Source organism: Allobosea sp. LjRoot90 (assembly GCF_964254315.1).
GTDB lineage: Bacteria > Pseudomonadota > Alphaproteobacteria > Rhizobiales > Beijerinckiaceae > Allobosea.
The window spans coordinates 593,396-620,345 of sequence record NZ_CAXUTF020000004.1 but is presented as its reverse complement, the minus strand read 5'-3'; the positions used below and the strand labels follow the sequence as shown (position 1 = coordinate 620,345).

Annotated in this window: 22 protein-coding genes; 8 read left to right on the top strand and 14 right to left on the bottom strand. The window is 62.9% G+C overall.

All coding sequences use genetic code 11. The annotated features are described in order from the left end of the window. The gene (locus ACSQ3M_RS18355; RefSeq protein WP_436151494.1) at positions 1 to 987 is read right to left on the bottom strand and encodes a glycosyltransferase family 2 protein; all 987 of its coding nucleotides are present in this window, start codon (positions 985 to 987) and stop codon (positions 1 to 3) included. 358 nt (positions 988 to 1,345) lie between these two features. Here ACSQ3M_RS18355 and ACSQ3M_RS18350 point away from each other — a divergent pair, with 358 nt between their 5' ends. The 8 genes from ACSQ3M_RS18350 to ACSQ3M_RS18315 all read left to right on the top strand — a co-directional run bounded on the left by ACSQ3M_RS18350 (position 1,346) and on the right by ACSQ3M_RS18315 (position 12,101). Further along, a complete protein-coding gene (locus tag ACSQ3M_RS18350; RefSeq protein WP_436151493.1) occupies positions 1,346 to 3,406 on the top strand; it encodes a hypothetical protein in 2,061 nt (686 codons plus the stop codon). 249 nt (positions 3,407 to 3,655) lie between these two features. Further along, positions 3,656 to 4,294 carry a class I SAM-dependent methyltransferase gene (locus tag ACSQ3M_RS18345; protein WP_436151492.1) on the top strand — a complete coding sequence of 213 codons (639 nt, stop codon included), beginning with the start codon at positions 3,656 to 3,658 and terminating at the stop codon, positions 4,292 to 4,294. Next, entirely contained in the window at positions 4,291 to 5,319 is a 1,029-nt protein-coding gene (locus ACSQ3M_RS18340) for a lysylphosphatidylglycerol synthase transmembrane domain-containing protein (protein WP_436151491.1), read from the top strand. The genes ACSQ3M_RS18345 and ACSQ3M_RS18340 overlap by 4 nt, the downstream gene beginning before the upstream one ends. A 76-nt stretch (positions 5,320 to 5,395) precedes the next feature. After that, positions 5,396 to 6,916 carry a hypothetical protein gene (locus ACSQ3M_RS18335; RefSeq protein ID WP_436151490.1) on the top strand — a complete coding sequence of 507 codons (1,521 nt, stop codon included), beginning with the start codon at positions 5,396 to 5,398 and terminating at the stop codon, positions 6,914 to 6,916. Between the two features lie 82 nt (positions 6,917 to 6,998). Continuing rightward, positions 6,999 to 8,138 (top strand): glycosyltransferase family 4 protein, encoded by a 1,140-nt coding sequence (locus ACSQ3M_RS18330; RefSeq protein ID WP_436151489.1) that lies wholly within the window; start codon positions 6,999 to 7,001, stop codon positions 8,136 to 8,138. Then, positions 8,135 to 9,322, top strand: coding sequence for a polysaccharide pyruvyl transferase family protein (locus tag ACSQ3M_RS18325; protein ID WP_436151488.1), 1,188 nt, complete (start codon positions 8,135 to 8,137; stop codon positions 9,320 to 9,322). The genes ACSQ3M_RS18330 and ACSQ3M_RS18325 overlap by 4 nt, the downstream gene beginning before the upstream one ends. A gap of 4 nt (positions 9,323 to 9,326) precedes the next feature. Beyond that, positions 9,327 to 11,156, top strand: a complete 1,830-nt coding sequence (gene asnB, locus ACSQ3M_RS18320; RefSeq protein WP_436151487.1) for an asparagine synthase (glutamine-hydrolyzing) — start codon at positions 9,327 to 9,329, stop codon at positions 11,154 to 11,156. Between the two features lie 51 nt (positions 11,157 to 11,207). Then, positions 11,208 to 12,101, top strand: coding sequence for a class I SAM-dependent methyltransferase (locus ACSQ3M_RS18315; RefSeq protein ID WP_436151486.1), 894 nt, complete (start codon positions 11,208 to 11,210; stop codon positions 12,099 to 12,101). 165 nt (positions 12,102 to 12,266) lie between these two features. Here the strand turns inward: ACSQ3M_RS18315 and ACSQ3M_RS18310 are convergent, their stop codons facing one another. The 13 genes from ACSQ3M_RS18310 to ACSQ3M_RS18250 form a co-directional block, all read right to left on the bottom strand. After that, on the bottom strand, positions 12,267 to 13,019 hold the full coding sequence (locus tag ACSQ3M_RS18310; protein ID WP_436151485.1) for an ABC transporter ATP-binding protein: 753 nt from the start codon (positions 13,017 to 13,019) through the stop codon (positions 12,267 to 12,269). 11 nt (positions 13,020 to 13,030) lie between these two features. After that, positions 13,031 to 13,825, bottom strand: a complete 795-nt coding sequence (locus tag ACSQ3M_RS18305) for an ABC transporter permease (RefSeq protein ID WP_436151484.1) — start codon at positions 13,823 to 13,825, stop codon at positions 13,031 to 13,033. 72 nt (positions 13,826 to 13,897) lie between these two features. Beyond that, complete coding sequence (locus ACSQ3M_RS18300; RefSeq protein ID WP_436151483.1) at positions 13,898 to 14,959, bottom strand: NAD-dependent epimerase/dehydratase family protein; 1,062 nt, start codon at positions 14,957 to 14,959, stop codon at positions 13,898 to 13,900. Between the two features lie 33 nt (positions 14,960 to 14,992). Beyond that, on the bottom strand, positions 14,993 to 15,934 hold the full coding sequence (locus ACSQ3M_RS18295; RefSeq protein ID WP_436151482.1) for an NAD-dependent epimerase/dehydratase family protein: 942 nt from the start codon (positions 15,932 to 15,934) through the stop codon (positions 14,993 to 14,995). An 8-nt stretch (positions 15,935 to 15,942) separates the two neighbouring features. Continuing rightward, positions 15,943 to 16,902: an NAD-dependent epimerase/dehydratase family protein gene (locus ACSQ3M_RS18290; RefSeq protein WP_436151481.1), complete on the bottom strand. Its 960-nt coding sequence runs from the start codon at positions 16,900 to 16,902 to the stop codon at positions 15,943 to 15,945. A 25-nt stretch (positions 16,903 to 16,927) separates the two neighbouring features. Next, the gene (gene asnB, locus ACSQ3M_RS18285) at positions 16,928 to 18,865 is read right to left on the bottom strand and encodes an asparagine synthase (glutamine-hydrolyzing) (RefSeq protein ID WP_436151480.1); all 1,938 of its coding nucleotides are present in this window, start codon (positions 18,863 to 18,865) and stop codon (positions 16,928 to 16,930) included. Between the two features lie 132 nt (positions 18,866 to 18,997). Continuing rightward, positions 18,998 to 20,896, bottom strand: a complete 1,899-nt coding sequence (gene asnB, locus ACSQ3M_RS18280; RefSeq protein WP_436151479.1) for an asparagine synthase (glutamine-hydrolyzing) — start codon at positions 20,894 to 20,896, stop codon at positions 18,998 to 19,000. 132 nt (positions 20,897 to 21,028) lie between these two features. Next, on the bottom strand, positions 21,029 to 22,432 hold the full coding sequence (locus tag ACSQ3M_RS18275) for a DUF2793 domain-containing protein (protein ID WP_436151478.1): 1,404 nt from the start codon (positions 22,430 to 22,432) through the stop codon (positions 21,029 to 21,031). A 163-nt stretch (positions 22,433 to 22,595) separates the two neighbouring features. After that, on the bottom strand, positions 22,596 to 24,428 hold the full coding sequence (locus ACSQ3M_RS18270) for a carbamoyltransferase family protein (RefSeq protein ID WP_436151477.1): 1,833 nt from the start codon (positions 24,426 to 24,428) through the stop codon (positions 22,596 to 22,598). Between the two features lie 13 nt (positions 24,429 to 24,441). After that, a complete protein-coding gene (locus ACSQ3M_RS18265; RefSeq protein WP_164470445.1) occupies positions 24,442 to 24,591 on the bottom strand; it encodes a DUF5989 family protein in 150 nt (49 codons plus the stop codon). Positions 24,592 to 24,604: 13 nt separating this feature from the next. Continuing rightward, the gene (locus ACSQ3M_RS18260; protein WP_436151476.1) at positions 24,605 to 25,042 is read right to left on the bottom strand and encodes an SxtJ family membrane protein; all 438 of its coding nucleotides are present in this window, start codon (positions 25,040 to 25,042) and stop codon (positions 24,605 to 24,607) included. 215 nt (positions 25,043 to 25,257) lie between these two features. Beyond that, entirely contained in the window at positions 25,258 to 26,034 is a 777-nt protein-coding gene (locus ACSQ3M_RS18255; protein WP_436151475.1) for an SDR family oxidoreductase, read from the bottom strand. A gap of 39 nt (positions 26,035 to 26,073) precedes the next feature. Further along, the gene (locus tag ACSQ3M_RS18250) at positions 26,074 to 26,835 is read right to left on the bottom strand and encodes a GntR family transcriptional regulator (RefSeq protein ID WP_436151474.1); all 762 of its coding nucleotides are present in this window, start codon (positions 26,833 to 26,835) and stop codon (positions 26,074 to 26,076) included. Positions 26,836 to 26,950: the final 115 nt, after the last annotated feature.

Sequence of the window (26,950 nt, the reverse complement as noted above, 5' to 3'; positions counted from 1 at the left end):
CTAGGCTTTTCCGCTCATGTTGATCGTGCCGCGCACGTGATAAGCGTGGCGCCCTTGCGACTCGAAATAGGTGCGTACGAGAATTTCCGCGAGGATACCGAGGAGGATGGTCATCACCGCAAGCAAGAACAACATCGCCGCGAGCACCGGCATCGGCGTCTGAATCATCGACACGCCTTCGACGAGCTTCAGCCACAGCATGAAAACAAGAGAGGCAATCGAGCCTGCCATGAAAAGCGCCGCAGCGCCCCCGAAAACATAGATCGGCTTGACTAGGTACTGCGAGAAGAACTTGATGACGATCAGGTCGAGGACGACCTTGAAGATGCGGTTGAGGCCGTATTTTGACCTGCCGAATTTCCGCGCATGATGACGGACGGGCATCTCGACCACTTTCGCGCCCATCCACGAAGCATAGATCGGCACGAAACGATGCATCTCGCCGTAGAGCCGCATCCCTTCCAGCACCTCGCGTCGATAGATCTTCAGCGTGCAGCCGTAATCATGCAGCTTGACGCCCGAGATGTAGGAAATGATCCGATTGGCGATCCTGCTGACGAAATTTCGCCTGATGGCTGCGTCCTGGCGGTCCTTTCGCCAGCCGGACACCACATCGAAGCCCTCGTCTAGCTTTTCGAGCATCACATGGATGTCGCTCGGATCATTCTGGAGATCGGCATCGATCGTGACGATGATATCGCCGCGTGAATAGTCGATACCAGCCATCAACGCAGCCGTCTGTCCGGCATTGGTGCGAAATTCGACCACGCGAAGCTGGGGATAGCGTGCCGCGGCCTCCGCCAGCACCGCCTGCGATCGGTCACGGCTGCCGTCGTTGACGGCGACGATCTCATAGGTCCGGCCGATCTTGTCCAGCTCTGCCACGAGCATCTCGACCAGAAGCGGAATGCTCTCCTCTTCCTCGAAGATTGGCACGACCACAGAGAGATTCACGGCCTCCGAGATTTTCGGCACGTCATCAACCACAGAAAATGTCTCCGTTCCCAGCCATTGGGGCCCCGGTATAGAGGTGGCCTTGGACACTTGGCAATGAAGGGCGATACGCTTCCTCGTGACAGGTTGCCATGGCTCTCGTCCAGCGGCGCAGCTCGATTGATGCAAGCAGGCGCCATCGGCATTTCAGCGAACGCCGCAAGGACCATGGCGGTACTTGCCGAACCCCCGTGAAACTCCCATCCAGGAGAACGGCCGAGGGAAGGTCGCTGGTCCTGCGACAGGCCCACGGGCTAGGCGCGACGATCCAGACCTGATAAGCGGCTGCCAAAGTTAAAACAGGCGCTTGAGCGTTCTCTCCCAGGGAGCACGCCCGTTAAGGATTTGCACCATGCTGCGCCTCGTGACGCAGGCATCCCTTCCCTTCGAGCTGAATCTGATCGAACTGGCGGCAGCCTTGCTGGTCATGACCGCCTTGGTGATGATGGGCAGGCGCCTTCAATGGTCGCGCAGCAGCATAGCGGCCGCCTTGGTGCTGGCAGCGCCGGTTCTCGTTCTGACCGTGTCGGAAACCACGCAATTCATGACCATGGACGAGTGGGGCATGTCGCTATGGCTGCTCGATCCAGCCAATCGACTGTCGTCTGCGATCATGATTGGCCTCTATGGCACCGGTGCGCTGGTTCAATTGCCGATTGCCCTGTTCCTCAGTGCGATCGGCGCTGAACGCGACACGATTTTCATGCTGCTCAAGGCGTACTGGTGGATTCTGGCCAATGCCATCTACCTGGTTATCGCGTTCAATATTCTGTGCCTGGCCAATGTGCAGCGCACCGCCGTTGCCCTGATTTTCGTCTTTGCCGGCATCACGCTCATTCCCACGAGCCAACTCGCCGCCAAGACGCTGAACTACGACCTGCTGTCGATGTCGCTCGCGGTGCTGGCCGTCATCCTGGCGCTGCGGGGACTTCAGGAAGGCCGCGAGCGCCTTCTCCTGGGCGCCGTCGCCTCGGCCGCCCTGGCCGCCCAGGAGAAATCCCTGGTTGGGCCGGTCCTGATTTTGCTGCTCCTCGTCTGGCCGGTCTGGAAGGCGTTCGCGATCGCGGATTGGCGCAAGCGCGCCCAGCGCGCAGCCCTGACCGCCTTCCAGGCGCTCGCCGTCACACTCGGGATAAGTCTCCTGTCCCGCCTTCTCTTCTCGTTGCTCGCCCCGTCAGCTCGACCAGCCGGCCTCTTCGCCAGCAGCGTCGATGTCATGTCGTCCTGGGCCTGGTTCCTGATCAGTTCCCTGATGCCGGTCGTCAACCTGCACAACAGCACCGTGGGCCTGGCTGTCGGCAGCGAACATCGCGTCACGATTGCAATCGCTGCTGGCGCGCTGATCGTCCTCGCCGCGGTTGTCGCCGCCGCCCTGATGCCACCACTCCTCGCACGAATCCGGAATTGGTCCATAGCGCGGCAGGACGCGCCACTCGCCGTCCCGGCTGGGCTGCTGGCGTTGCTGTTCGTGGCCGGAGCCATCGCCGTCAACACCGTGAACGCCTATTGGGCGCCCTATTATCCAAGTCGTCTCCCAAAGGCGGCATTGGTGCAGGCGTTCGGCGACACCACCCTGCATTTCGGCTCGACCACTGGCATCTCGCATGCGCTCGCCGCCGCTGCCCATGCGCTGGCGGTGCTCGTGGTGGCGATCCCGACGGCGCTCTGGCTCATCCTGGCTCTGACCGTGGTCTATGCCTGCTTTGCCGCGCGGCGCAACGTCTTGCGCGGCGCGCAGCCGGAGTCTTTCGTCAATTGGTCGGTAACGCTCCTGATCGTCATCAGCATCGCGCTGCCCGTGGCCATCGCCGTCGTCGGCATCCCCTTTGCCCATCGCTATTTCAACGTCTGGCTGTTCCTGCTGGCCAGCGCGATCATCATTCTCGGCCTGCGCAATGTCTCGCGGCTAGAAAACCTCTCCCCGATCACGCTCGGCGCCGTTTCCATCTTTCTTGTCGCTCTGGTGACAGGTCTGGCGCCATTCAAGCCGCTCTTTGCGGCATACCGGCCGTTCTGGGTCACCTATCAAGATGCCAGAGAAGCAGAGAGCGGGCACCTGAACGCCTCCTGGATGGGATGGGGTGAGGAAATCTTGCGCCTCGGCAAGCAGATCGAACGCGCCTGTCTGGCAGGTGATGCGCGCTTCGCTGGCACGCCGTGCAACGAAGTTACCTTGCACGTGATGATTTCAGGCCGCTGGCTGCCCGGCCCGAGCACGATCCAGCTCAAGGCCTTTGGCGAGCCTGTCCTCGATGCGAAAACGTTCGTCGCCCATAACCGGCTGATGCTCATCCAGAATACATTCAAGAAGCCGGCCATCGAGCCTGACTTCGTCGCCGCCTATGATGGCTATGCCCTCGGCTGGGCCTATCGCGGCGACAAGCTCGCCGCGTCCGGTTACAAGCTCAAGTGACGGAACGGTCGCAACCATGCCTGTAGAAGACGTCGCGGCCGGCTGTGCCGGAGCGGCCAGGAGACGACATCGCCGCTTGCTGCTCCTTGAGCCAGCACCGGCAAGGGGCTTCCTGCCGGACCGATGCGCCGCTGGCGTCAGCCGCCTGCCGGGCGCAACCCATGAACGAGCGACGCTATGGGGATAAGGAGCGGGTGGAACCGGGCCTGCGCCGAGACGATCGGCCATGCCACGTTTTGGCGCATCGCCGTGGACCACCTGTCGATCAGGCGTGAACTCGCGCCCCTCATCGAGCGCTATGCGCGGGGACGGGTGCTCGATGCCGGCGCCGGGCGGATGGCTTGGCGTTCGCTGCTGATGGCCCGCGCTAGCGAATATCTGTCGATGGACTACGAGGCGGCGCATCCCGACCTGAGCTTTCAGGGCGATCTTCGCGGAGGTCTACCAGTCGACGACAAGAGCATCGACGCCGTGTTCTGCTGCTCCGTCCTCGAGCATATTCCCGAGCCTTGGCTTGTCTTCGCGGAGCTGAAGCGCATCGTCCGACCCGGCGGGCATGTCATTCTTTCCGTGCCCTTCATCTATTATCTGCATGGCGCCCCGCACGACTATTTCCGCTTCACGCGTTACGGCGTGACCGAAATGGCGACCAAGGCAGGGTTCGAAATTGCCGAGTTGAAGACGAGTGGCGGCATCGCACATATGCTCCTGCACGCCGTTTCCATGGTCTCGACAGCGCTTCTTTGGCACCGCCGTGCGCCATTCCTGGCTGCGGCCCCTGCCCTCGTGCTCTTCGGCGTGGCACGGCTTGTCGATAGGTTGGATCGGGGCGGGTTGTTTGCGCAAACCGTCAATGTCGTCTTGCGCCAGCCGCTCGATACCCCATGAAAAAGACAAATCCCACAACGCGAGAGCATCGGCTTGCCGCAAGCTATCGTCTTGCGAGAAGCGCGGTCGGCAAGCTGCGGCGGTTTTCCGCTTCACGGACCGGCCTCCTCCTGCAGGTTGTCGTATCGGCACTTTTGCTGGTTTGGCTCGCGAAAGCGCTCGACGCACGCACCTGGACGGCCATTCGCGACATTGGCATTCAGGGGCTGATGCTGATGACCCTCATATTCAGCACCTCGCAAATCTTCTCCGGGTTGCGCCTGGCGTGCCTGCTGCACAAGCCCAGGCCCTGGCGGCTGGCCGTCGCGTCGACCTTTGCCGGCTTCTTCTGGTCCACCTTTCTTCCGGGAACGGTCGGAGGCGATGTGGTTCGCGTTGCGAAGCTGCATTCGGCAAATGTCGAGATCGCGCGCGCGACCGGCGCTATCGTCTTCGACCGGCTGCTGAACACGCTCGGGGTCGCAACGATTCTGGCGGTTTCGTCCGCAGGGCTGATCACTGTATGGGCGCTGGAGAACACGCGCTTGTTTCTTGTGCTCCTGCTGTCGGCGATGGCTGCGGCAGGCTTGGCCGCGTTGGGCATCAGGATGGTCATCAGGCGCCGGCTGCCGGAGTCGCTGGCCTCGTTCCTCGCTCCCATCCGTCAGCTTCCGTCCGATCGCGCCCTGCTTCTCGCGGTCGCCTTGTTGACTCTCTGCAATATCGGCTCGTCGATCCTCGCCCTGTGGCTCCTCTCCAATCTCCTCGATATGGGGGTGAGCTTTCTGACGCTCACCAGCATTATCTGCCTCGTGACGATCGCGACCATGCTGCCGATCAGCCTGAACGGTATCGGTCTTCAGGAGGTGAGCTTCGTCTACCTGCTGACGACCGCAGGGGCGGCCCCCGAGAAGGCGATCGTCTTTTCGCTGCTCGTGCGGGCGATCATCATGGGCACGAGCCTGATCGCCGGCCTGGCGATGATCCTGAACCGGGCATTCGCCTCGCCGCAGGACGGCAATCCGCCACCGGCGGATATACGCTAGAGCGTTTCCGGCTCGCGGCAGGATGGCCTCGCGCTGCCGATGCGAGTGCCTTGACAGACCACCGCCAAGACTGGAAATGACAGACGCTCTCACGCGTCAACGGCTCATCTGTCACGCCCGCTATCCTCAGGATCACAAAGTCTCCTTCATGTCGCTGGCAAAGATTACCCCATTCGTGGTGCGGAACTCCCGTTCCATAGGCGACCGCGTTCGGAGTGCGCCGAATGTCAGCTTTGCGCTGGCACTCATCGCAGCCGGTCTGATCTACAACCTGGTTCTGCTACCGAACGCGCCAGCGGGTTATCCGACCCTGAAGATGAACGCTGAAATTTATAATTCTATTACGAAAGCCCTGAATGACGGTTGGTATCGCCTGCTTCTACCTTTCGAGTACGAAGTTGGGCGGTTTTACTGGTGTCCGAGCATCATATTCTTTGTCTATTGGGGAGAGAAATTTTTTGGAGGCGCCGCTAATTTTGCAATATTTTATTCAATATTCCTAGCCACCGTCTATTTATATAGTTTTAATTTAACGAAATCAACTCTGTTTTCTGTCATTACTACTTTTCTATTTGCATTTGGGACTCAGCTTGATTATACGTTTACATACGGTAATCTTATAGCATTATATATTGTCTTGACCTACGCGGTCATCAGCTTCTGCGAACTTGTTCGATATTTGAATTCACCGCGCGACAATTGGCGGGCATTTTCGTTCTACGGGCTTGCCACGGCCCTGGTCGCCGTATCGAACGAGATGTGGCTCAACTATGCCACCGGCTTGTTCTGCGCGCTGGTTTTCGGGATCGTCTGGGCAAGGCGGCATGATCGCGCTGACTTGTCGCGCAGATGTCAAATCGCCCTGGCGACGCTGCTCGCGATCCTTGCCGCTTATCTCGTCATCCGCATGAGAGTTGCAAGCCAGTATGTGCAGCCGGGCGCAGAGGAAGAGCTGGTTGTGACCTATCGACACTGGTCGCTCTTCGTCGACGACGTCATCACGAATTTCTTTACCCTGTTATATATGTCTCTAAGTAACTATCTGCCGGCGTTCTTGAGCGGGTCGAACTCCCTCAACTCACTGCAGCCGGCTGAAATTATTGCATCTCAGCATGGATATCATGCTCAGTACGAAAACCTCGTGGTCATGAGCCATTTGTACTTGTGGCGTTTCCATGCCGGTGTGCTGGTCGCTTTGTTTTTTGTGGCTCTGGTCTGGATGGCGCACCGCAGTTGGCGGACCGAGGACATCGTGCCAGCGATCATCGTCGCTCTGGCCCTGATGGTCGTAGGCGGCTTCTCGACGCATCTGTCGATCAAGATGCGTCCATACAATTCCACGCCCAGCTTGCCCTACAAGGTGATCATGAGCGTCAGTGCATGGACGGTGCTGATCGGCTATGTGGCGTGGCAGGTCGCGGAATTGAAAGCGGAATGGACGCGAAAGTGGATCGCGATCGGGATTTGCTTCGTGGCCTTCTCTGCAGCCATCACGCGTCCCGGCATGCATGCGGCATTTCTGGCGCAAACAGGATTGGCGGGCTACGCTGATCCGATGCCGAAATTGAAGCGCCTCTTGTACCCGTCGGGGAAGTGACGTGCTCACTATGCGCCCCTCGGTGACGACAGCATGTGCGGTGCGATGGCATCTCCATCACCACAGGGTGTGAGGGCTGCACGTGCGGATTCTTGTGCTCTGCTATGAATATCCGCCCGTAGGCGGCGGCGGCGGGCGAATTGCCTCCGTCGTTTCGGAAGGGTTGGCGGCGCGCGGGCATACGGTACGCGTTGTGACATCGCATACAGGTACGCTGCCCCGCGAAGAGACGAGCGCTAACGGTGTTTCAATTCGGCGGGCCTTCGCGGGCCGCTTGCGGCAGGACCGGTGCACCGTGCCGGAGATGGCAGCCTATGTCGCAAGCCATATGTTCATCGTCTCGGCCGAAATTGCCCGTTTCAAGCCCGATGTCATCCATTCGCATTTCGCGGTGCCGACCGGTGCGGTCGCCTGGCTCGCGACGCGCCTGCAGCGGGTTCCCTATGTGATCACCGCCCATCTCGCCGATGTTCCCGGCGCGATGCCGGAGCAGACTGAACTCCTGTTCCGCTTCGCCAAGCCCATGACGCGGCCGATCTGGCGGGCGGCGGCGGCCTCGTCAGCGGTTGCGCCCCATCTCGTCGAACTGGCCGACAAAGCCTATGGACAGCGCCCCGTCGTCGTCCGCAATGGCATCGATATGAGCGACGCCGCGCGTGAGCCGCTGCCTGTGCAAGGCCCGGTGCGCGTGCTGTGGTGCGGGCGGATGCAGGCGCAGAAAAATCTCGGTCCCGTGCTGCTCGGTCTCGGCGCAATTGCCGAGCTGCCCTGGACGCTCGATCTCATCGGCGACGGCCCCTTGCGAGGGCAGGTCGAGGAGAGCATTCACAAGGCCGGTCTGGGCAACAAGGCGAGACTTCATGGCTGGCTGGGCGCCGAACGCGTCCGCGAGCTGTTCAAGCAGTCGCATGTCCTGTTCATGCCGTCACTGAGCGAGGGCCTCTCGCTCGTGACCATCGAGGCCTTGCGCGACGCGCTGGCCATCGTCGGAAGCCGTATACCAGGAATCGACGACGTGGTCATCGACGGCGAGAACGGCATCCTGTGCAATCCTCATGAGCCGGAGACCTATGCGAAGGCTCTGGCCCAGCTGATCGAGAATCCGGACGCTCTGGAGGCGATGCGGCGCGCAGCTCTGGCCAGAGCGCCGCTCTATGACGCCGAGAGGATGGTCGACGCCTATGAGGAGCTGTTGTCGCGCGCAGCGGATCAGTCCACGTGAGCTGGATCAGCGCGCGCCTTATTCGCGGCAATCGCGGCGACATCGCCAGCCGCTACAGCATCCTCAGCCATGTGATCGAGCAAGGCTCGCTCGTCAGCGCCGTCTTTGCGGAGAACGCGCTGCATGTGCCGTCCGGGCAGAGCGGCACACTGCATCCCTATGGTCCGCTCTACAACTTCTGGCCGGGGTGGAAGGGCTTGCAGGCCCTGCGAAAAGCACGGGCTGTGATCTGGACCGGCGGGCTCGATCTCCAGGACGATTCGAGCTTGATCAAGCTCGTCCACACCTGGTTCGTCTTCCTCAGTTACAGGTTGCTCGGCCTCAAGATTCTGTTGGCGAACCAAGGCGCCGGCCCCCTGACGACCAGTGCAGGCCGCTGGCTGGCGAAACAGGTGCTGCGTCAGGTCAGCGTCGCACTTGTTCGGGACAAGGGCAGTTACGACTTGCTGCGTCCCCTGATGGACGAGCGGCGCCTTATGCTCGGCGCCGACGGCATCTTTCTCGCCGAGCCGTGGCGCTCGGGCGCGATGGAGGGAGGCTCCGCGCCGCGGGGCGGCCAGCCCGTCATCGGCCTGAACCTGCGCATGTGGTTCCATTTCAGCAATAGCTGGGTTCCCTATCAATTCGCCCGTCGCCGCTACAATGAGCGGGCGCGCGAGCCCATGGCCCGCGTCGTGGCGGCGGCGTCCGCGGCTGTCGCGGCCCTGCGCGAGCGGCACGATGCCAGGATCATGCTGTTCTCGATGTATGAGCCAGATGTCGAGAACTGGGAGGATGATCGCTGGCTGCTCGAACAGGTTAAGGCGAACTTCGCCAGCGACGACAATGTGCAGCTTGCTGGTGGTAATCCGACCATCGTCGAGCTCTGCCGGGAGTTTTCCGAGCTGGATCTGATGATTGGCATGCGTCTGCATTCGACCCTGCTGGCCTTGAGGGCCGGGGTCCCGGCTATCCATCTCGCCTATACGCTCAAAGGGCACGATATCTATGCCGATCTCGGCCTGTCTGACTGGGTCGTGCCGGTCGAGGGGCTTTTGGAAGGGCAGCAGGAGTTGATCGCGCTTGCCTCCCGCATTCTCAGCGACCCGGCCAGCAGTTTGCGCGTGCGGGATGCCGTCGCCAGGATCGTGGATGCAAACGGTGCGGCTTTGACTGCCGCCCTGCGGCGCGTTGAGCAAAGTTAGGGGCATGTGCGGCATAGCGGGATATTACGGGCGCTTCGAACGCGAGCGTCTGACGCGCATGACCCAGGCCATTGCGCACCGGGGACCGGATGGCGATGGCCATGACTGGCGCCCGGGCCTTGGGGACGGCGAGACCGTAGGCATTGGCCACAGGCGCCTCGCGATCATCGATCTTGCAGGCGGCATCCAGCCGATGTGGAGCGACGACGACAAGGTCGGCATCACCTTCAACGGCGAAATCTACAACTATCGGGAGCTGAAAGCCGAGCTGATCGCGGAAGGCGGCCGCTTCCGCACGAATTCCGACACGGAGGTCATTCTGGAAGGCTGGCGGCTGCGCGGCGAGAGGATCTTCGAGGCGCTCTCGGGCATGTTCGCCTTCGGCATCTGGGACGGGCGCACGAACGAATGGATTCTCTGCCGCGACCGGGCAGGCATCAAGCCGCTCTATTACGCGCAACCGATGCCGGGGGCGCTGGCCTTCGCCTCCGAGGTCAAGCCGCTATTGCCGCTGGTCGGTGGGGTGCGGCCGAACCGGCAGGCGATGTACGAATTCCTGCTCTACAGTTGGACGCCCGGCCCCCAGACGTTGTTCGACGGCGTTTCGATCCTACCGCCCGGCACCTGGCTGCGCTGGCGTCCGGGGCGCGCAATGCCGGCGCCGATGCTATATGTGTCCGCGCAGGACGCTGGGGCGGCACCCGCGAGCTTCGCCGACGCGGCGGCGGAGTTGCGCAGCTTGTTCGACGCCGCGGTCAAGTCTCACCTGGTTGCCGATGTGCCGGTCGGCATCAACCTGTCGGGGGGGCTCGATTCGAGCGCCGTGCTCGCCAGCATGATCCGCGAAGTGAACCCGGCGTCGATCGACGCGTTCACGATCGGCTTTGGTCTGGCGGATGACGAGTTGCCGTTCGCGCGGACGGTGGCCGAGCATGCCGGCGTCCGGCACCACACGGTCCTGGCGTCGCCATCGCGCATTGAGGAAGACTTCTCGCGGATCGTACGGACGCTGGAGGAGCCGATCGCGCATCCGGTGTTGCAGACGACATTCGAGGTTGCCCGGCTGGCACGAAGCCATGTCAAGGTGACGATGATAGGCGAAGGCGCCGACGAGCTTTTCCTGGGCTATCCCCAGTTCAAGCTGCTGACGCCGCCTTTCAGCTTCGCGCCGCGCCGCCTGCAGCAACAGGTTTTCATGGCCGTGGCCTGCCTGATGCCGACGGCCGGGCAGCTCTCCGGATTGTTGAACCCCGATATGCTCGATCGGGATGCGCTCGAGGCGGCATCGCACCGCTTCGACAGAAACTTTGCCGATCCCGGCGGAGTCGATGGCGCCGCAGCGTTCGAATTCGACTATCCTATGGTTTCCAACCAGCTCATGCGTATCGACAAACTGACGATGGCGCACAGTCTGGAGGCGCGGGTGCCGTTCCTGGACAACAGGCTGGCGGCCTGGTCGAAGCGTTTGCCGACGGCCTGGAAACGCTCCTCCAGCGCCACCAAGATCATCTTGCGCACGGCGGTCGCCGATCGTCTCCCGGCATCGATTGTCCATCGACCGAAGACTGGGCGCCGCGGCACTCAGGCGCTATTGCCTTACCTGAACGATCTGGTTATGCGCGGCCCTCTGTCAGGTCACGTGGATGCAAGGACGATTGCCGGGCGGGGCCTGCTCAGGCCCGACAAGGTCGAAGCTTATCTGGCCGCGGCATCCAACCCCGTCGTCAAGTGGCATCCGATCGAGAGCCGCCGGCGCGCCAAATTTCGTTACGCACTCGCCGTGCTCGAACAATGGTCGCGCGAGTTTCTGGATACGCGTTTCACCGAGCTCTGACCTGAAATCGTCCTGCCGCGTCGCACGCGACACCAGCCTGTGAGAGACATCATGCCGCCGCTCTATGGTCCGGACGTTCGCGAAAAGCTGCGTGAGCGGTTGCTTGTGCTCTACCGGCGGGCCTTCGGCGGAGTTGCCGCCAGCGAGCAGCATCTCCAGCAAATGGCGGTAGACGGTGCCGATGAATCGCGCTCCGTTGAACAGCTTGAGCGCCTGCAAAGGATGATAGGCAGGCCCCTGGCCGGCACCAAGATGCTGGAAGTCGGCGCTGGAACCGGTCTCACGGTCGCGATCGCGCGCCGATTCATGGAGATCGAGGCCTATGGGATCGAGCCCGGTGAGGCGGAGTACGACGGCACATTGGCCGTGGCCAAGGACGTGTTGCGGGACTCGGGCCTAGACCCGGACTTTATCCAGCATGGCGTCGGCGAAGCGATGCCTTTTGCCGACGACACCTTCGACGTCGTCTTCTCGACCAACGTCCTCGAGCATGTCGCCGATCCGGCGAAGGTCGTGAGCGAGATCGTCAGGGTTCTGAAACCCGGCGGAGCAGCGCAGATCATCGTGCCGAATTACGGGTCCTGGTGGGAAGGGCACTACGGCCTGCCATGGTTCCCGCATATGCCGGCCTGGCTCGGAAAGCTTTACGTGCGGCTCTTCGGGCGCGATGCGCAATTCATCGACACGCTGCAACTCGTCTCGCGCGGGCGGCTCGAACGCTGGCTTCGGCCGCATGCGCAGCGCGTCGAGGTGCTTGATTGGGGCGTCGCGCTCTGGGAGGAACGGGTGCGCAGCCTGAACTTCTCAGAATACTCGGCGCTGTCGCGGCTCAAGGGCATCCTGCGCGTCATGCACGCACTGGGTGTGATCCCGCTGCTAATCTGGCTCGGAAAGGTGTTTCACTGGGAGACGCCGCTGGTCCTGACCTTTCGGAAGCGGGGCTAGCGAGATTTCGTTCTGACTGAAACGTCATTGCGAGCGCAGCGAAGCAATCCAAGGGCGGCAAGGCCTTACGCCCCCGGATAGCTTCGTCGCTACGCTCCTCGCAATGACGGCTGCCGATCCAGTCAGGTCGAAATCCGCTCGACAGGCTGTCTTCTTCTCGTCACGTCACCCCTGAGCCGAGGCGAGATAGGCGTCGCAGACCGCCTTGACCTCGCCGAACTCCTTGATCGTGCCGTCGGCGACCCAGATCGCCTTGCTGCAGAAGCGTTCGACCAGCGCCGGCGCATGCGAGGCGAACACCAGGATGCGCGAGCGCGAGATCAGGTTGACCATCCGCTCCTCAGCCTTGCGCACGAAGGCCGCGTCACCGGCTCCGAAGACCTCGTCGAGGATCAGGATCTCGGGCTCGATCGAGGTCGCGATCGCGAAAGCTAGCTTCGTACGCATGCCCGCCGAATAGGCCCCGACATGCAAATGGATAAACTCGTCGAGCCCGGTGAAGGCAACGATCTCGTCCCGCTTCGCGTTGATGGCGCGCGGAGGGAGGCCGAGCAGCAGCAGGCAGAACTCGATATTGTCGAACCCCGAGACATCGTCCCGCATGCCCAGGCCAACTGTCAGCAGCGCGCCGATGCGCCCTTCAATGGTGGCGTGCCCTGAGGTCGGCGGGTAGATTCCGGCCAGGACCCGCAACAGCGTCGACTTCCCGGCGCCGTTCGGGCCGACGACGGCGACGCGATCGCCTTCCTTGAGCGAGAGATTGACCCCCTTCAGGGCTCGCAGGATGGGCCGCTCGCGCGGATCGAGCGAGATCCGCATCGGCTTCAGTGGCGCCGAGAGAAGCCGTTTCAGCGAGCGCTGGTCCTGCTGCAGCAGCGGGAAATCGACGTGGACGTCTTCGAGAACGATCCGAGCCATGATCGCAGCCCTCAAAGCCAGTAGATGATGCGGGCGCGGAAGCGCCCATAGAACAGGTGCGCAGCTGCAAAGCCGACAACGGTCACGGCTGCGACGACGATATAGGACGCGAAAGCCGGCTCCGTGCCCAGGAGCGGCGCGCGGACGAGGTCGATGATGTGATGGAAGGGGTTGAACAGGGCCACCCACTCCTTGCCGGCCAGCGCCTTGGCAGGCCAGATGACCGGGGTAATGAAGAAGAAGATCTGCAGCACGCTCTGGATGATCGGCAGGAGGTCCCGGAAGCGCGCGCCGATGATCCCGAGCAGCGGGACGATCCAGAGGGTCTGCAGCAACAGCAACGCAATTCCAAGGATCGCCAGCAAGGCGTGGAAGAACGTCACATTGACGAAGAAGAGGATGACGGCGAACGCCACGACGAATTGATTGGCGAAGACGATGACATTTCGCCAAACCACACGAAACACGTATACAAATGGAGAGCGGCGAACCTGCCTGATATAGGCTTCAGATTCCACGAAAGTCATGACGCTCTCGGAGCATATCGCCGAGATGAAATTCCATACGACCGCGCCGACCGCAACAAACGGGAGGTATTCTACCAACGATACTTTGAAAAGCGTACTGTAGACGAAGGCCAACGCCAGAACGAAGATCGCAATGGTGGCGATGAGCCACAATGGTCCGACCCAAGACCTGCGATATCGTGCCACGATATCGTGCCAGCCAAAGCGCATCCATAGGCGCCAAGCCATCAAACCTTCGACGAAATCGAGGGAAGCGGATTTGCTCGTATCTAGCTTCATGGGTTTTTCCGGCTGCGCCGCCGGGGCAGCTCGCAGGCACTAGCGTTGGTTGGCATCAGGAGAGCTTTCCGATCACCCGTACTTGCGGATATCGGGCACGAAATGCGCATGGCTCAGCATGCAGCGCGTGATAGTCGCTTTGTTGGCTTTCGTCCACTCGACCGTCCGGCGAATGCCTTCTTCGTGCGGGATTTCAGCCGTGAAGCCGAGCTTCTCGCGCGCCTTGTCCGTCGTGGCGAAACGCTGTCCAGAGCGGTCCCAGTCGCGGGCAGGCGTCAGCGCGATCGGAGTTGCGTTGCCGGTCGCCGAATTGACTCGCTCGGCGAGCTCGCGGATCGAGACCTCCGCGCCCGAGCCGAGATTGTAGATCTCGCCCGGTTCCCCCTTCAGGCCGCAGGCCATGAGACCGCGAGCCATGTCCTCGACGAAGATGAAATCGCGCGTCGCGATGCCGCCGTTCTCGACTGGCAGGGCCTCGCCATGCAGCGATTTCCAGATGAAGGTCGGCGTGACATTGCGCCAGACAGTCGCCGGCGTGCCGCGCCAGCGCCCGGCGCCGAGGATCTCGCCCGGCCCGTAGACGTTCTGGAAGCGCGCCTTGACGAAGGGCAGGCCAAAGCGCGTGAAATAATAGTTGCCGTACATCTCGCCGATCAGCTTCGAGATCGAGTACGGGCTGTCATGGAAGAGCGAGACCGGTGCGTCCTCGCCCGTCGCCGTCGCACCGTCGAAGGTCTTGGCCGCAACCGCGCAGCCGGCAGCCGAATAGACCACCTTCTTCAGCGTCTTGATGTCTTTCAATCGCTCGAACAGCTTCAGCGTGGTCAGCGTGTTGTTGTCGTGATCCATCAGCGGATCGTGAATCGACGACTGGTTCCCGTGGAAACAGGCGAGGTGATAGGCGTAATCAAGATCGCCATCGAGCTCGGCGAGGATGCGGTCGCTGGTGATCGGCCCGGAGACGAGTTTCACCACCGGATCATCGGGCACGTTGACCGGATCGGCCGAGAGGAAATTGTCGACGATGGTCAGCTTCCGCGGCTTTTCGCGCAGGATCTGCTTGACGAGGTTGGAGCCGACGAAGCCAGCGCCGCCGACGACCAGCACGTTTTTATCAGCGAAGCTTTCGGTCATGGGAAGTCCATTCGGGGGGATTGGAAAGGCGCGTCAGGCTTTGGCCGGCGGCGCCTTGAGATGGCTGTAGATCGCGGTGACGCCGTGCTCGTCATACCAGGTCAGCATGCGCCGGATGGTCTGCTCGAATGAGTAGCGCGGACGCCAACCGAAGGTCTCGATCGTCTTCGACGGATCAAGTACGACGGCCGGCACGTCGTCGGCGCCGGGCTCGACCTCGGGAACCGGTTCCGACAGCGTGATGCCGAGATGGTCGACGACGATGTCGAATATCTCCTTGATCGTGTGCCCGGTTCCGGTCGAAACGTTGAACAGGCCGCTCGGGGCGCCCTCGACCATGACCGCGTCCATCACCGAGAAGAAGTCGTCCATGTCGATGAAGTCGCGCACGGTCTTCGAGCAGAAGCAGCCCTTGCCGGCCTTCAATCTGGTGTAGAAAGTCGGGATCGGACCGATCGCCAGGCGCGGACCGGTGACGTTGGCGAGCCGGAGCGAGACGAAGGGAAGGCCGGACATGGCGAGATAGTTCTCGCCGGCCTGCTTCGAGATACCGTAGCTGGTGAAGGGCCGCGCCGGGGCATCGGCCGGGATCGGCAGCGTCTCCGGCCGACCGTAGCCGAGCGCGGTGTGGAAGTTGACGAAGCGCTTGACGCCCGCCGCCTTCGCTGCCTCGACGACATGGATCGTGCCCTCGACATTGGTGCGCGTATCCTCCAGCCAGTCGTCGGGGTCTTTGTAGGCCGCCGCCGAATGGATCACATGGCTGGGCTTGAACTCCGCGAAGAGCCGATCGACCAGCGCGCGGTCCTCGGCCCTGCCCTCGACCACGCGCATGGCCGGATGCGTCTCAGGTAGCGAGCCGCGATGCCCGGTTGCGAAGTTGTCGAGCACGAGCACCTCGTGCCCGGCCTCGAGATAGCGCTCGGTCAGATTGGAGCCGAGGCAGCCCGCCCCGCCGGTGATCAGGATGCGCATCGCTCGCCTCAGCCCTTCGCCGCCGTATTGATATCGGCGCGAGCCTCCTTGAGGTGCGTATAACCGCCGACGACGCCTTCCCTCTCCCAGCGCTCGACCGACAGCCGCGCGATTTCGTCGAGCGGGGTGAACTCAACGTCGCCGAAGTCGGCGAAGGTGCGCGACGGGTCCAGCAGGATCGAGGCCGCGTCATCCGGACCGAGCGGCTTGACCTCCGGCTCGGGATAGTCGTTGAGCTTCATCGCCTTCACGACCGCGTCGTAGAGTTCCTTGATCGCCACGTCCTTGCCGGACGAGAAGTGATAAGTGCCGTTGCCCTTGCCGTCGGAGGCCTGGACCACGACCTTGGCGAGGTCGCCGGCATAGCAGAAATCGCGGCGCGCCGGCGTGACGAAGCACTTCTTGCCCTCGGCGAGGCGGCCGTAGAAGATCGGCAGCGGGCCGGAGACATTGCGCGGGCCGATGACGTTGGCGAGGCGGAAGGTGACCCAGTCGACGCCCGAGAACTGGACATAATGCTCGCCGGCGGTCTTCGAGATCGCATAGCTCGAATTGACCGGGTTGATCGGATGATCGAGCGTGATCGGCTGCTGCAGCGGCTTGGTGCCGTAGCACAGCGCCGTCTGGAAGTAGATCAGCCGGCCGACCTTGTGGAGCTTGCAGCCCTTGGCGACATTGGCGCCGCCGACAGCGTTGACGAACGCATCGGTCTCCCAGTCGTCCGGATCCTTGTAGGAGGCGGCGGTGTGCACGACGACGTCGGGCTTGAAGTCGGAGAAGAGCTGGTCGATCAGCTTCCAGTCGGTAATCGAGCCCTCGACCTGAGTCAGTCGATCCTGTTCGAGTAGGTTGTCGTGACGGCCAGTCGAGAAATTCTCGAGCGACATCACGGTATCGCCGCGCGCAAGGAACATATCCGCCGCAGTCGAACCGACCTGGCCGGAGCCACCCGTAATAAAGACCTTCATCGTCATGTTCCTGTGATTGCTGGTTTTACTGCGCCGCGACCCGCGCCGGCTCGATCTCGTCGAGCATCCGCCGGTAGTCGGCGGCGCGGTCGTGGAAGGTCTGGTGCCAGAGCTCGAGGCTGAGCAGCCCCCAGGTCTTGCGCGAGAAGCGCTCGGCCTTGTCGAAATTGGCGAGGATGGCGTCCGTGTTGAAGAACTCGCGGTGCCGGTCCTTCTGCGTCATGAAGATGTCGGCGACCATGTCCTTGAGCTCGCCGGAGAACCATTCCTTCAGCGGCACCGGGAAGCCCATCTTGTCGCGGCGCTGCGCCAGTTCCTGCGGCAGGTCGCCGGCGAAGGTCGACTTGATGAAGTGCTTCATCTGGCCGCCCTTGAACTTGATGTCCGCCGGGATCGTGGCCGCGAACTCGACCACCGAATGGTCGAGCAGCGGCACGCGCGATTCCAGCCCGTGCGCCATCGACATCCGGTCCTCGACCTGCAGCAGCGCCGGCAGCAGGCACTTGAAGTCGAAATGCGTCATCGAGTCGAAATAGGCTTCCTTCTTCACGTTCCTCTCGGAATTGAAGATCGCCTGGAAGCGTGCGAACACGCCGTCCCGGTCGAGCGCCGACCAGTCGACCTCGTCCTGCATGTCGGCAGAGCGGTCGATCAGGCGGAAATAGCGTTCGTCGAGCGGGCCGAACAGGCCCTTGGAGAAGAGCTGCCGGATCAGCGGCTTGTATTCCTGCAGCACGGTCAGGTGCGGAATGATGGATTCCGGCGTGACGACGAAATTGCCGCTCTTTTGCGTGCCGTCGATCGAGGCCTTGAGCGCCTGTTCGAGATAGGCGATCAGATAGCGCGCATAGCCGCCGAAGATCTCGTCGCCACCCTGCCCGCCGAGCACGACCTTGACGTGCCGGGCCGCCAGTTCCGAAACCATGTATTGCGGGAAGGAGCCCGGCCCGCCCACCGGCGTGTCGAGATGGTAGAGCACCTTCTGGATGTTGTTGCGGAAGTCGTCCGCGGTGATCTCGATCTGGTGCAGATCGATGCCGCCGTCGCGACAGGCCGCTTCTGCGTAGGAGCTCTCATCATAGCCGGGGAATTCGGTGAACTTGCCGTGGAAACCGATCCTGCCGGACGCGGCCTCGCGGCCTGCCAAGATGCCGATCAGGCTGGAATCGATGCCGCCGGAGATATAGGCACCGACCGGCACGTCCGAGCGCAGATGGACGTTGATGGAGTCCGTCAGGCGGGTCCGCATCTCTTCACCGAACCAGCGCGGCGTGTGGTCCCAGTCAATGTCGTAGTGCACGTCCCAGTAGCGGAACACGCGCACCTCACCGTTCTCGACCGTCAGCGCATGGCCTGGCAGCAGCGTATGAATCTGCTTGAACAGCGTTTTCTCGCCGATCGTATACTGGAAGGTCATGTACTCGGCGAGCGCGTCCGGCTCGGTCGCGATCTCCGGCAGCAGCGGCAGCAGCGCCTTCATCTCGGAGGCGAAGTACAAGGTGCCCTCGATCACCGCATAGTAGAACGGCTTGATGCCGAAACGGTCGCGCGCCGCAAAGAAGCGCTCACCGTCCCAGAGCCCAAAGGCGAACATGCCACGCAGATGCGTCAGGCAGTCGAGACCCCATTTCGCATAAGCCGCAAGGACGGTCTCCGTATCGGACGAGGAGCGGAAATCCCAGCCGGACTTCAGCTCCGCCATCAGCTCCACATAGTTGTAGATCTCGCCATTGAAGGTGATGACGGCCCCGTTGCCGCCGACCATCGGCTGATGGCCGCCCGGGGAGAGATCGATGATGGCGAGGCGACGGTGGGCGAGCCCGCAGACATCGCCCGGCGCGCGCCAGAAGCCGTGACCATCCGGTCCGCGATGGGCGATCAGATGATTCATCGTCGCGAGCGCGTTCGTGAGCTTCGCGACTGGTTGGCGAGCTAGCGATACCGCTCCGGCAATTCCGCACATGGACAAACCTTCTGAAATCGCGCGGGCCGAAACCGTGCCCGTCCCGAAAACCTGCCGATACAGGAAACCGGCTGGAAGTCGACGGCCTTTATCAGGAGAGCTGCCTGTTGTCAGCCTTGACGAAGCGCTCCGTCATAGCGTCGCGCCCATGCGCTCACCCCACATGCCGAGATTGACGATCCGCCAGAGCGTGAAATCGAGCGGGCGCTCGCCGTTGAGTGCCTCCTTGGCTAGTGCTCGCACCCCGTCAGCGTTCATCAGTCCAGGATAGAGCGAGAGCGTCTTCTCGATTCCGTCTTCCACCAACCCGCGCAGCGGGCCGCGGAACCAGATCTCCTCGGGCGTCGCGAAGCCAAGTTTGTCGCGCCGCTCGCGCACGCCTTCCGGAAGCACGTCTTTCATGGCCCGCCGCAGAACCCGCTTCGTGTCACCACCGACGATCTTGTGGTCATTGCCGAGTGCGAGATTGAACTCGACCAAAGGGTGATCGAGGAAAGGCACACGCGCCTCGATCGAATGCGCCATCGAGTTCCTGTCTTCCCAATGCAGCAGCATTGAGAGATTGGAACCGTAGGTCAGGGTCATACACAATGTCCTCAGATCCGTGACCGGCGGCAGGCCGAGCTCGTCGCTGGCGAGCTGGAAAGCCGTCCCCGGATTGCCCTTCTCGCGCAAGATGTCGGTGCCGAGCCAGTTATGCTGCGTCAGGGCGCGATGCTGGCGCCGCAACACCCCGGCGAGGCTCCTTGGCAGCAATGGGACGAGGTGATTGCGGAACTGCTCGTAGATCGAGGTGCCATGATAGCGATTGCGCTCGACCATGGTGCGCAGCAGCTGGCCGAACTGCCGCCGCCGGGTCAGGTCGGCCATGTAATAGGGGAAGCTGCCGTGATAGCCGGCGAGCTGCTCATCGGCGCCCTGCCCGTCGAGCATGACCTTGACGCCGACGCGTCGCGCCTCCTCGAATACGCACCATTGAGCGAAGATCGAGGTTGAGCCAAAGGGCTCGTCCTGATGCCAGGTGATGTCCGAAGCACGCTGAAAGACGTCGTCAGCCTTGGGAAACACGAAATGCGGCTGGGTGTGCGCGTGCGCGACCACCATATCCATGAACGGCTTCTCGTCGACGCTCTTCTCCGCATAGCAGGCGGACACGGTATTGACCTGCGCTCCACCAGTGCCGGAGCCCATCATCTGCGACATCAGGCAAACGATGGCGGACGAATCGAGGCCACCCGACAGGCACGAGCCGACGGGCACATCCGAGCGCAGATGAAGTCGCACGGATTCGGCAAGAGCCTCGCGGAAGCGCTCAGCTGCTTCACCCTCGGAGATCGACAGCTCACCGGCTGTCGCCGGATACCAGCGCCGGGTCTTGACGGGGACCGGGCCTGCATTTCCTACCTCGATCCGGGCGCATTCCCCACCGCGCAACTGCATCACGCCGTCGTACATCGTCTCGGCCGTATGGTCGGCGATACCGGAGGAGAGAAAATCGTGCACCCGGGCGATGTTCATCCGGCCATTCAGCCCGGGAAGGCCGAGCAGCTGCTTGATCTCCGAGGCAAAGGCCACGCCACGGGGTGTCGAGAACAGATAGAGCGGCTTGATGCCATACCGGTCGCGCGCGGCGAACAGCGTCTTGTCGCGATCATCCCAAATCAGGAAAGCGAACATGCCGCGCAGCCGCGGCAGCGCCTCTTCGCCCCACAGCATATAGGCGCGAAGCAGCACCTCGGAATCCGAATCGCTGACGAAGATCTCCCCTCTGGCGCGCATTTCCTCGCGCAATTCCAAGTAGTTGTAGATCTCACCATTGAAGACGAGATGATACCGGCCAGAAGCGTCCGGCATAGGCTGCAGGCCAGCATCCGACACATCGATGATAGCTAGGCGGCGATGGCCGAGCGCAACCGGGCCGGCCTGGCTGACATAGGTCTGCCAGCCGCGGCCGTCAGGTCCTCGATGTGCGACGATGTCGATGCGCGAGCGATCGGGCTCGAAACCCACAGATGCAAACAGCCCGCACATTGCGCTTCAACTCCTCCTTCGGAGGGGCCCTCATATCCGAGGAGGAGCTGCGGCAAAAGCCCGGTATGCCACGACCGGGCAGCGGACACGCGATCAAAGTCGCGAATTCAGTTCGAATGAACGATCCCGTCGTCAGAGTTCCGCATCGAAGGCGATGTTCTCGAAGGTAGCAAAGACGCGCCCCTGTGCACTGGCGCGTATCCTCGCATATCCCATCGCCGGCGACGCTGCGGCGATGAGGCGCTCGCCATTCATGACATTGAATTCCTGCGTGACCGAGTAGCCCGGAGTCGGCGTAGTCCGCATATGGGTAGGGAACGGCAGGAAACTCGTGAAATAGCCGGTGGCGGCCTGAAAGATATCCACCAGCATCGAGAGACCGGGCCGCCAGTGATAACGCTCACAGAGCTGGCGCTCCTGTGTCTGGCTGCGCGCCAACCAGGGACTCGGCGTCAGGCCGAACTCGAGTTTGATCGCACGGAAGGTCACCACGCCAGCCGCAGCCACGAGTTGGACCGTCAGATTTGCAGTGTCACCCACAGCCGGCGTCAGCGCAACGAAACGGCGACCGCTTCCCGATGTGATCGTTCCGGATACACTGCCGACCATCACGTCGAGGTTCCCGCCGCTCAGATTTTCGACGGACATGCATAGCGGTGTCGACGCGAAGGACGACACCCCCCAGAGCGCGGGCTCGACGATCTGCCGGATAGCGCCGGAGGTCAGCGTCAGGTCGAAGCCATTGCGGCTGATATTGGCACCTCCAGTATGCGCCTTCCAGCGGTCGAAGCCATAGGCACCCGCCGCCAGTGCACCCCCGGCGAAAGCGCGCTGGTTGATCTGGAAGTCGCCGTTGATCAGGAGATTCTGCCGCGGCGCCTCCTGCGCCCAGGCGCTCGCCGGGAGTGTGACCAGCCCGCTCGTCCGATCGACGACCAAAGCCTCGGTCCAGCTCGCGCCGTCGGGGCTGACCTTGATCCGGAGCTGGTCGTCGCCGGTAAGGCCGATCTCTGCTCGGCCGGACCAGTTGTCCTGGAACAGCAGGCTCGCTGTCCGCGACGCACTCGCCTTGTTGAGCTTGAGCCGATGATCGGTGCCGGCATGGTTGAACAGGCTGGCATCGGCTGAGACAGCGAGCCGGTTCGTCGTGTCGGCCGTCGCGTTGACGCCCCAGAGCGCAGCCCCGAGGCTGCTCTCGGGCTGCGAGCGGCGCCATTGCGTGCCGGTCCAGACATGGTGCTCGGCCTCGTCGATCACCCAGGCCTGCCAGCCGGCGCGTGGCGCAAGGAAGCTCCAGGTGCCGTCCTCGAAGATGGCGAGATCATCAGCATGCCCGGCGAAGACGCCGGAGCTGGCGGCCGGCACGATGTAGGCCGAGGTCTCGCCGGGCGAAGTCGGCGGCACGGTCTGGGTCCGGCTGGCGACGACGAGATGCACCAGCGCGTCGAGCCGCATCAGCGCATCATTGTGGGTGACGTGTTTCTGCGCCTGCCCGGCGGCGAGCAGGGGCAGGCCAAGACGCGGCGTATCGCTCATGGGGCCTCGCAGGATCGAAGCGGCACGCGGGAGGCGCACCGTGCGGGCCGATTATGCGGGCTCCGAAAGCAGCGGGGATCGATTGCCGATCTATCCCCGCAGCCAAGCATTTTCGAGCGAAGGGGACCCGTTTCGCGTGAAGAAAATGCGATCAAACAATAACTCAGTCGAGCTCGAATGCGTCCTTGTAGTCGAGCTTGAGCGCCGGATCCTGATCCTCTTTCCGCAGCAGGCAGTTGCCGACGACGAGCAGCTCGATCTCCGAGCCCATGAAGCAGCGGAAGGCATCACGAGGCGTGCAGACGATCGGCTCGCCGCGGACGTTGAAGGAGGTGTTGACCACCACCGGGCAGCCGGTCAGCGCCTTGAAGCGCGAGATCAGCTGATGATAGCGCGGATTGGTCTGCGCATGGACCGTCTGGATGCGGGCCGAATAGTCGACATGGGTGACGGCGGGAATGGTCGAGCGCGGCACGTTCAGCTTGTCGATGCCGAAAAGGGCTTTCTCCTCGTCCGTCATCTCGCGCCGCAATTCCTCGCGCACATCGGCGACGAGCAGCATGTAGGGCGAATCGCCGTCGAGCTCGAACCAGTCGGCGACGTCCTCGCGTAGCACCGAGGGCGCGAACGGCCGGAAGCTCTCGCGGTATTTCACCTTGAGATTGAGCGTCTTCTGCATCGCTGGCGAACGCGGGTCGCCGAGGATCGAGCGGCCACCGAGCGCGCGCGGGCCGAACTCCATCCGCCCCTGCATCCAGCCGACCGCCTTGCCATCAGCGAGGCCCTGTGCGGTCGCCTCAACCACGGCGGCCTCGTCCATGACGGCGAACTTCGCCCCGGCCGCGGTCAGCTCGACCTCGATCTCGGCTTGGCTGAACTCTGGTCCGAGATAGCTGCCACGCATCGCATCGCCCCTGGCGGGCACCTCGCGCGGCTTGCCGTGGAAGAGGTGATAGCCGGCAAGCGCCGCGCCCAGCGCCCCGCCGGCATCGCCGGCCGCCGGCTGGATCCAGAGCCCCTCGAAAAGGCCCTCGCGCAGGAGCTTGCCATTGGCGACGCAGTTCAGCGCGACGCCGCCGGCGAGACATAGGTTCTTCTGCCCGGTTTCGGCACGAATGGAGCGCGCCAGCCTGAGCACGATCTCCTCGGTCACCGCCTGGATCGAGGCCGCCATATCCATGTGGAACTGGGTCAGCAATTGCTCAGGACCACGCACCGGCTCGCCGAAAAGCGCGGCGAACCTGTCGTTGGTCATGGTCAGGCCGACGCCGTAGTTGAAATAGCTCTGGTCGAGCAGGAAGGAACCGTCCTCCTTCAGGTCGACGAGCTTCTCCAGCATCAGACTGGCGAAACGCGGCTCGCCATAGGGCGCGAGCCCCATCACCTTGTACTCGCCGGAATTGACCTTGAAGCCGATGTAGTAGGTCACTGCCGAGTAGAGCAGCCCGAGCGAATGCGGGAAATGCAGCTCCTTGTGGACCTTGAGGTCGCTGCCCTTGCCGATGGCGAGCGTCATCGTCGCCCATTCGCCGACGCCGTCCATGGTCAGGATCGCCGCCTCCTCGAAGGGGGAGGGGTAGAAGGCCGAGGCCGCATGCGAGAGATGGTGCTCGGTGAAGAGCAGCTTCTCGATGTCGAAGCCGGGCGAGAGCGTCTTCAACTCCCTCGCGATGATCTGCTTCTGAAACAACTTCTCGCGCAGCCAGAGCGGCATCGCCATCCGGAACGAGGTGAAGCCGCGAGGCGCGAAGGAGAGATAGGTCTCGAGCAGGCGCTCGAATTTGATGAAGGGCTTGTCGTAGAAGACGACGGCGTCGAGCTCATCGAGCCCGCAGTCGGCGACCGAGAGGCAGTACTCGACCGCGTGCTTGGGAAATTCCGCGTCGTGCTTCTTGCGCGTGAAGCGCTCCTCCTGCGCCGCCGCCTCGATCCGCCCATCGACGACCAGCGCAGCCGCGCTGTCATGATAGAGCCCCGAAATCCCGAGAATGCGCATCGCGGCCGGGCGCTTAGAACAGCGTGTAGATGAAGGGCGCGATCGCGCTGCCCTTGGTCAGGAACAGCAGGCCTCCGAGCAGCACGCACATCAAGAGGATTGGCACCAGCCAGAACTTCTTTCGCGCCGCCATGAAGCGGAAGAACTCGCGCAGGAACGACATTGGTCTATCCAGGTCAGAATTGATCTTTCATCGAGACCGGCTCCGGTCCCGGTGGATCGCGGACGATCCAATAGCTCTTCGCCTCCGGCTGCTTCTTCAGCCTGAGGAAGTCCTTGCCGACGAGCCGGGCGACAAATGCCATCGGCGTGAAGACGAGGAAGAACAGGATGCCAAGCACGATCGGGTTGATGATCATGGCCAGCAGCAGGCCAAACTTCATCCAGAGCTTGTTCAGCGGCGCAAGCACGGCCGGCCGGATCAGCGCGACGGCGAGGAAGCCGGCTGCAACCAGCGCGAGCCATGGCCAGGCCCGGCCGGAATGCCAGGCATTGTAGAGGCCGATCAGTGCGAAGACGGCCGCGAAGACGAAGCCGAAGGAGCGATCGCTCGATCCTTCGTGATCGTCATGGCCGGCTCCGGCCTGGAATTCGTGATGGACGCCCTTCGACAAGCCGCCGCTCCTGTTCAGGCGGCATCCTCTAGGCGATCCGTGGGCGAAGGTCGAGGGTAGAGACAGTGTCGCCCGCGGCTACATCGCAGTCGCCAGCGCGTCATGCTCGGGCTTGACCCGAGCATCTCAGGCCGCAGGAGGCTCTGGTGGCGCCTTCTCGTCACGAGATTCTCGGGTCTGCGCTTCGCTTCGCCCGAGAATGACGCCACTCCCCCTCAGCTCAGCATCCGCGTATCACCGCAGACCGAGACCTCCTGGCCCGAAATGGTCTTGGCGAAAGGCGAGGCCAGGAAGACGATCTGCTTGGCGATGTCATTGGGATCGACGAACTGCTTGATCGAGACGCCGGCGAAAAGGCGAGCCGTCATCTCGTCATGCGAGACGTTCATCGAGCGTGCCTTGTTGGCGATCACGCTCTGGATGCGTGGCCCGTCGACCAGCCCCGGGCAGATCGCGTTCGCCCGGATGCCGAATTCGCCGAGCTCGGCCGAGAGCGCCTTGGTGAAGCCGATCACGCCCCATTTCGCCGCAGCATAGGGCGAGCGCAGCGGAAATCCATGCTTCCCGGCCTGGCTCGAGAGATTGACGATCGATGCGTTCTGCGACTGCTTGAGATGTTCGACCGCGAGCCGGGTGCAGTTGAACTGACCGGTCAGGTCGATCGCCACGCAGGAATCCCAGTCCTCGGGCGCGATCTCGTCGACGCGGCCGGTCGGCCCGGCGATGCCGGCATTGTTGACCAGGCAATCGAGCCCGCCGAGCGCCGCCAGCGCCTCCTCGAACAGGCGCGCCACCGCCTTGCGGTCCGAGACGTCGCAGACCGAGCGCGTGATCGCCGGATCGCTCTCAGCCATCTCGGCGAGCGCCTTCTCGTCGACGTCGCAGATATGAACCTTGGCACCCTCGGCCGCGAAGGCGCGGGCCGTCGCGCGGCCGATGCCATTGGCGCCGGCCGTCACCAGCACGCGCAGGCCCTTGATCGTCAGATCCATCGTTTCCGTCCCTTTTCCTTTGTTGTTCTCGCGCGGGGCTTACTCCGCCAGCCGCGCCGTTCGTTCGATATGCTCCGCCGCGGCGCTGATGTCCTCGACCAGCGCCTGCCTCGCCGCCGCCGGATCCCGCCGCCGCAGGGCCTTCAGCAGCGCCGCATGCGCGACGACGGCACTGCCGCCGTCGAGCCGGCGCGGTTCATGTCGCATGTCGAGGTTGAGGATCGGCCCGGCCTTGAGCCAGAGCCGGGAGATCATCTCGATCAGCGAAGGCATGCCGGCGGCTTCATAAAGTGCGAAATGCAGGTCGCGATTGGCGGCGACCGCAGCAGCCGGGTCCGGCGGGTCCTTTGCTGCGGCCAGGAACGCCGCCTCATGCCGGGCAACGACAGCGATCTGCTCATCGGTGATGACCTTCGTCGCCTCCTCGGCGGCAAAGCCCTCGACCACCAGCCTGATCCGGGTGAGTTCGCGGAACTGCGCCAGAGTCAGCACCGGTACGCGCACCGCCCGCCCCGGCAACACCTCCAGCGCCTTGTCGGCCGCGAGCCGGCTGACCGCCTCGCGCACCGGCATCATCGAGACGCCGAGCGCCTCGGCAACACGGCGCAGCGAGAGCTTCTCGCCCGGCGCCAGCCGCCCGGCGATCAGCAGCGCCCGAAGCTCGCCGGTGACCCGTTCGCCCAGTGTTTCATGCAGCAGCGAGCCAACCTCGTCGAGCGCGGACGCCTCCCCGGCCTTCCCCGTGGCGGAGGAGGCGAGTCGAGATCGCGGCACGTCTGAGGGCTGGACTCGGGCAACCATGTCTGCCAACCTAACTGTGATCACAGATCACGACAAGCGGCTCCGAGGCCGCGCAACGAAGAATGACGATCGACGTAATCCGACGCCAAAGCGCGCGGGAGAGTTCTGGGAGGAA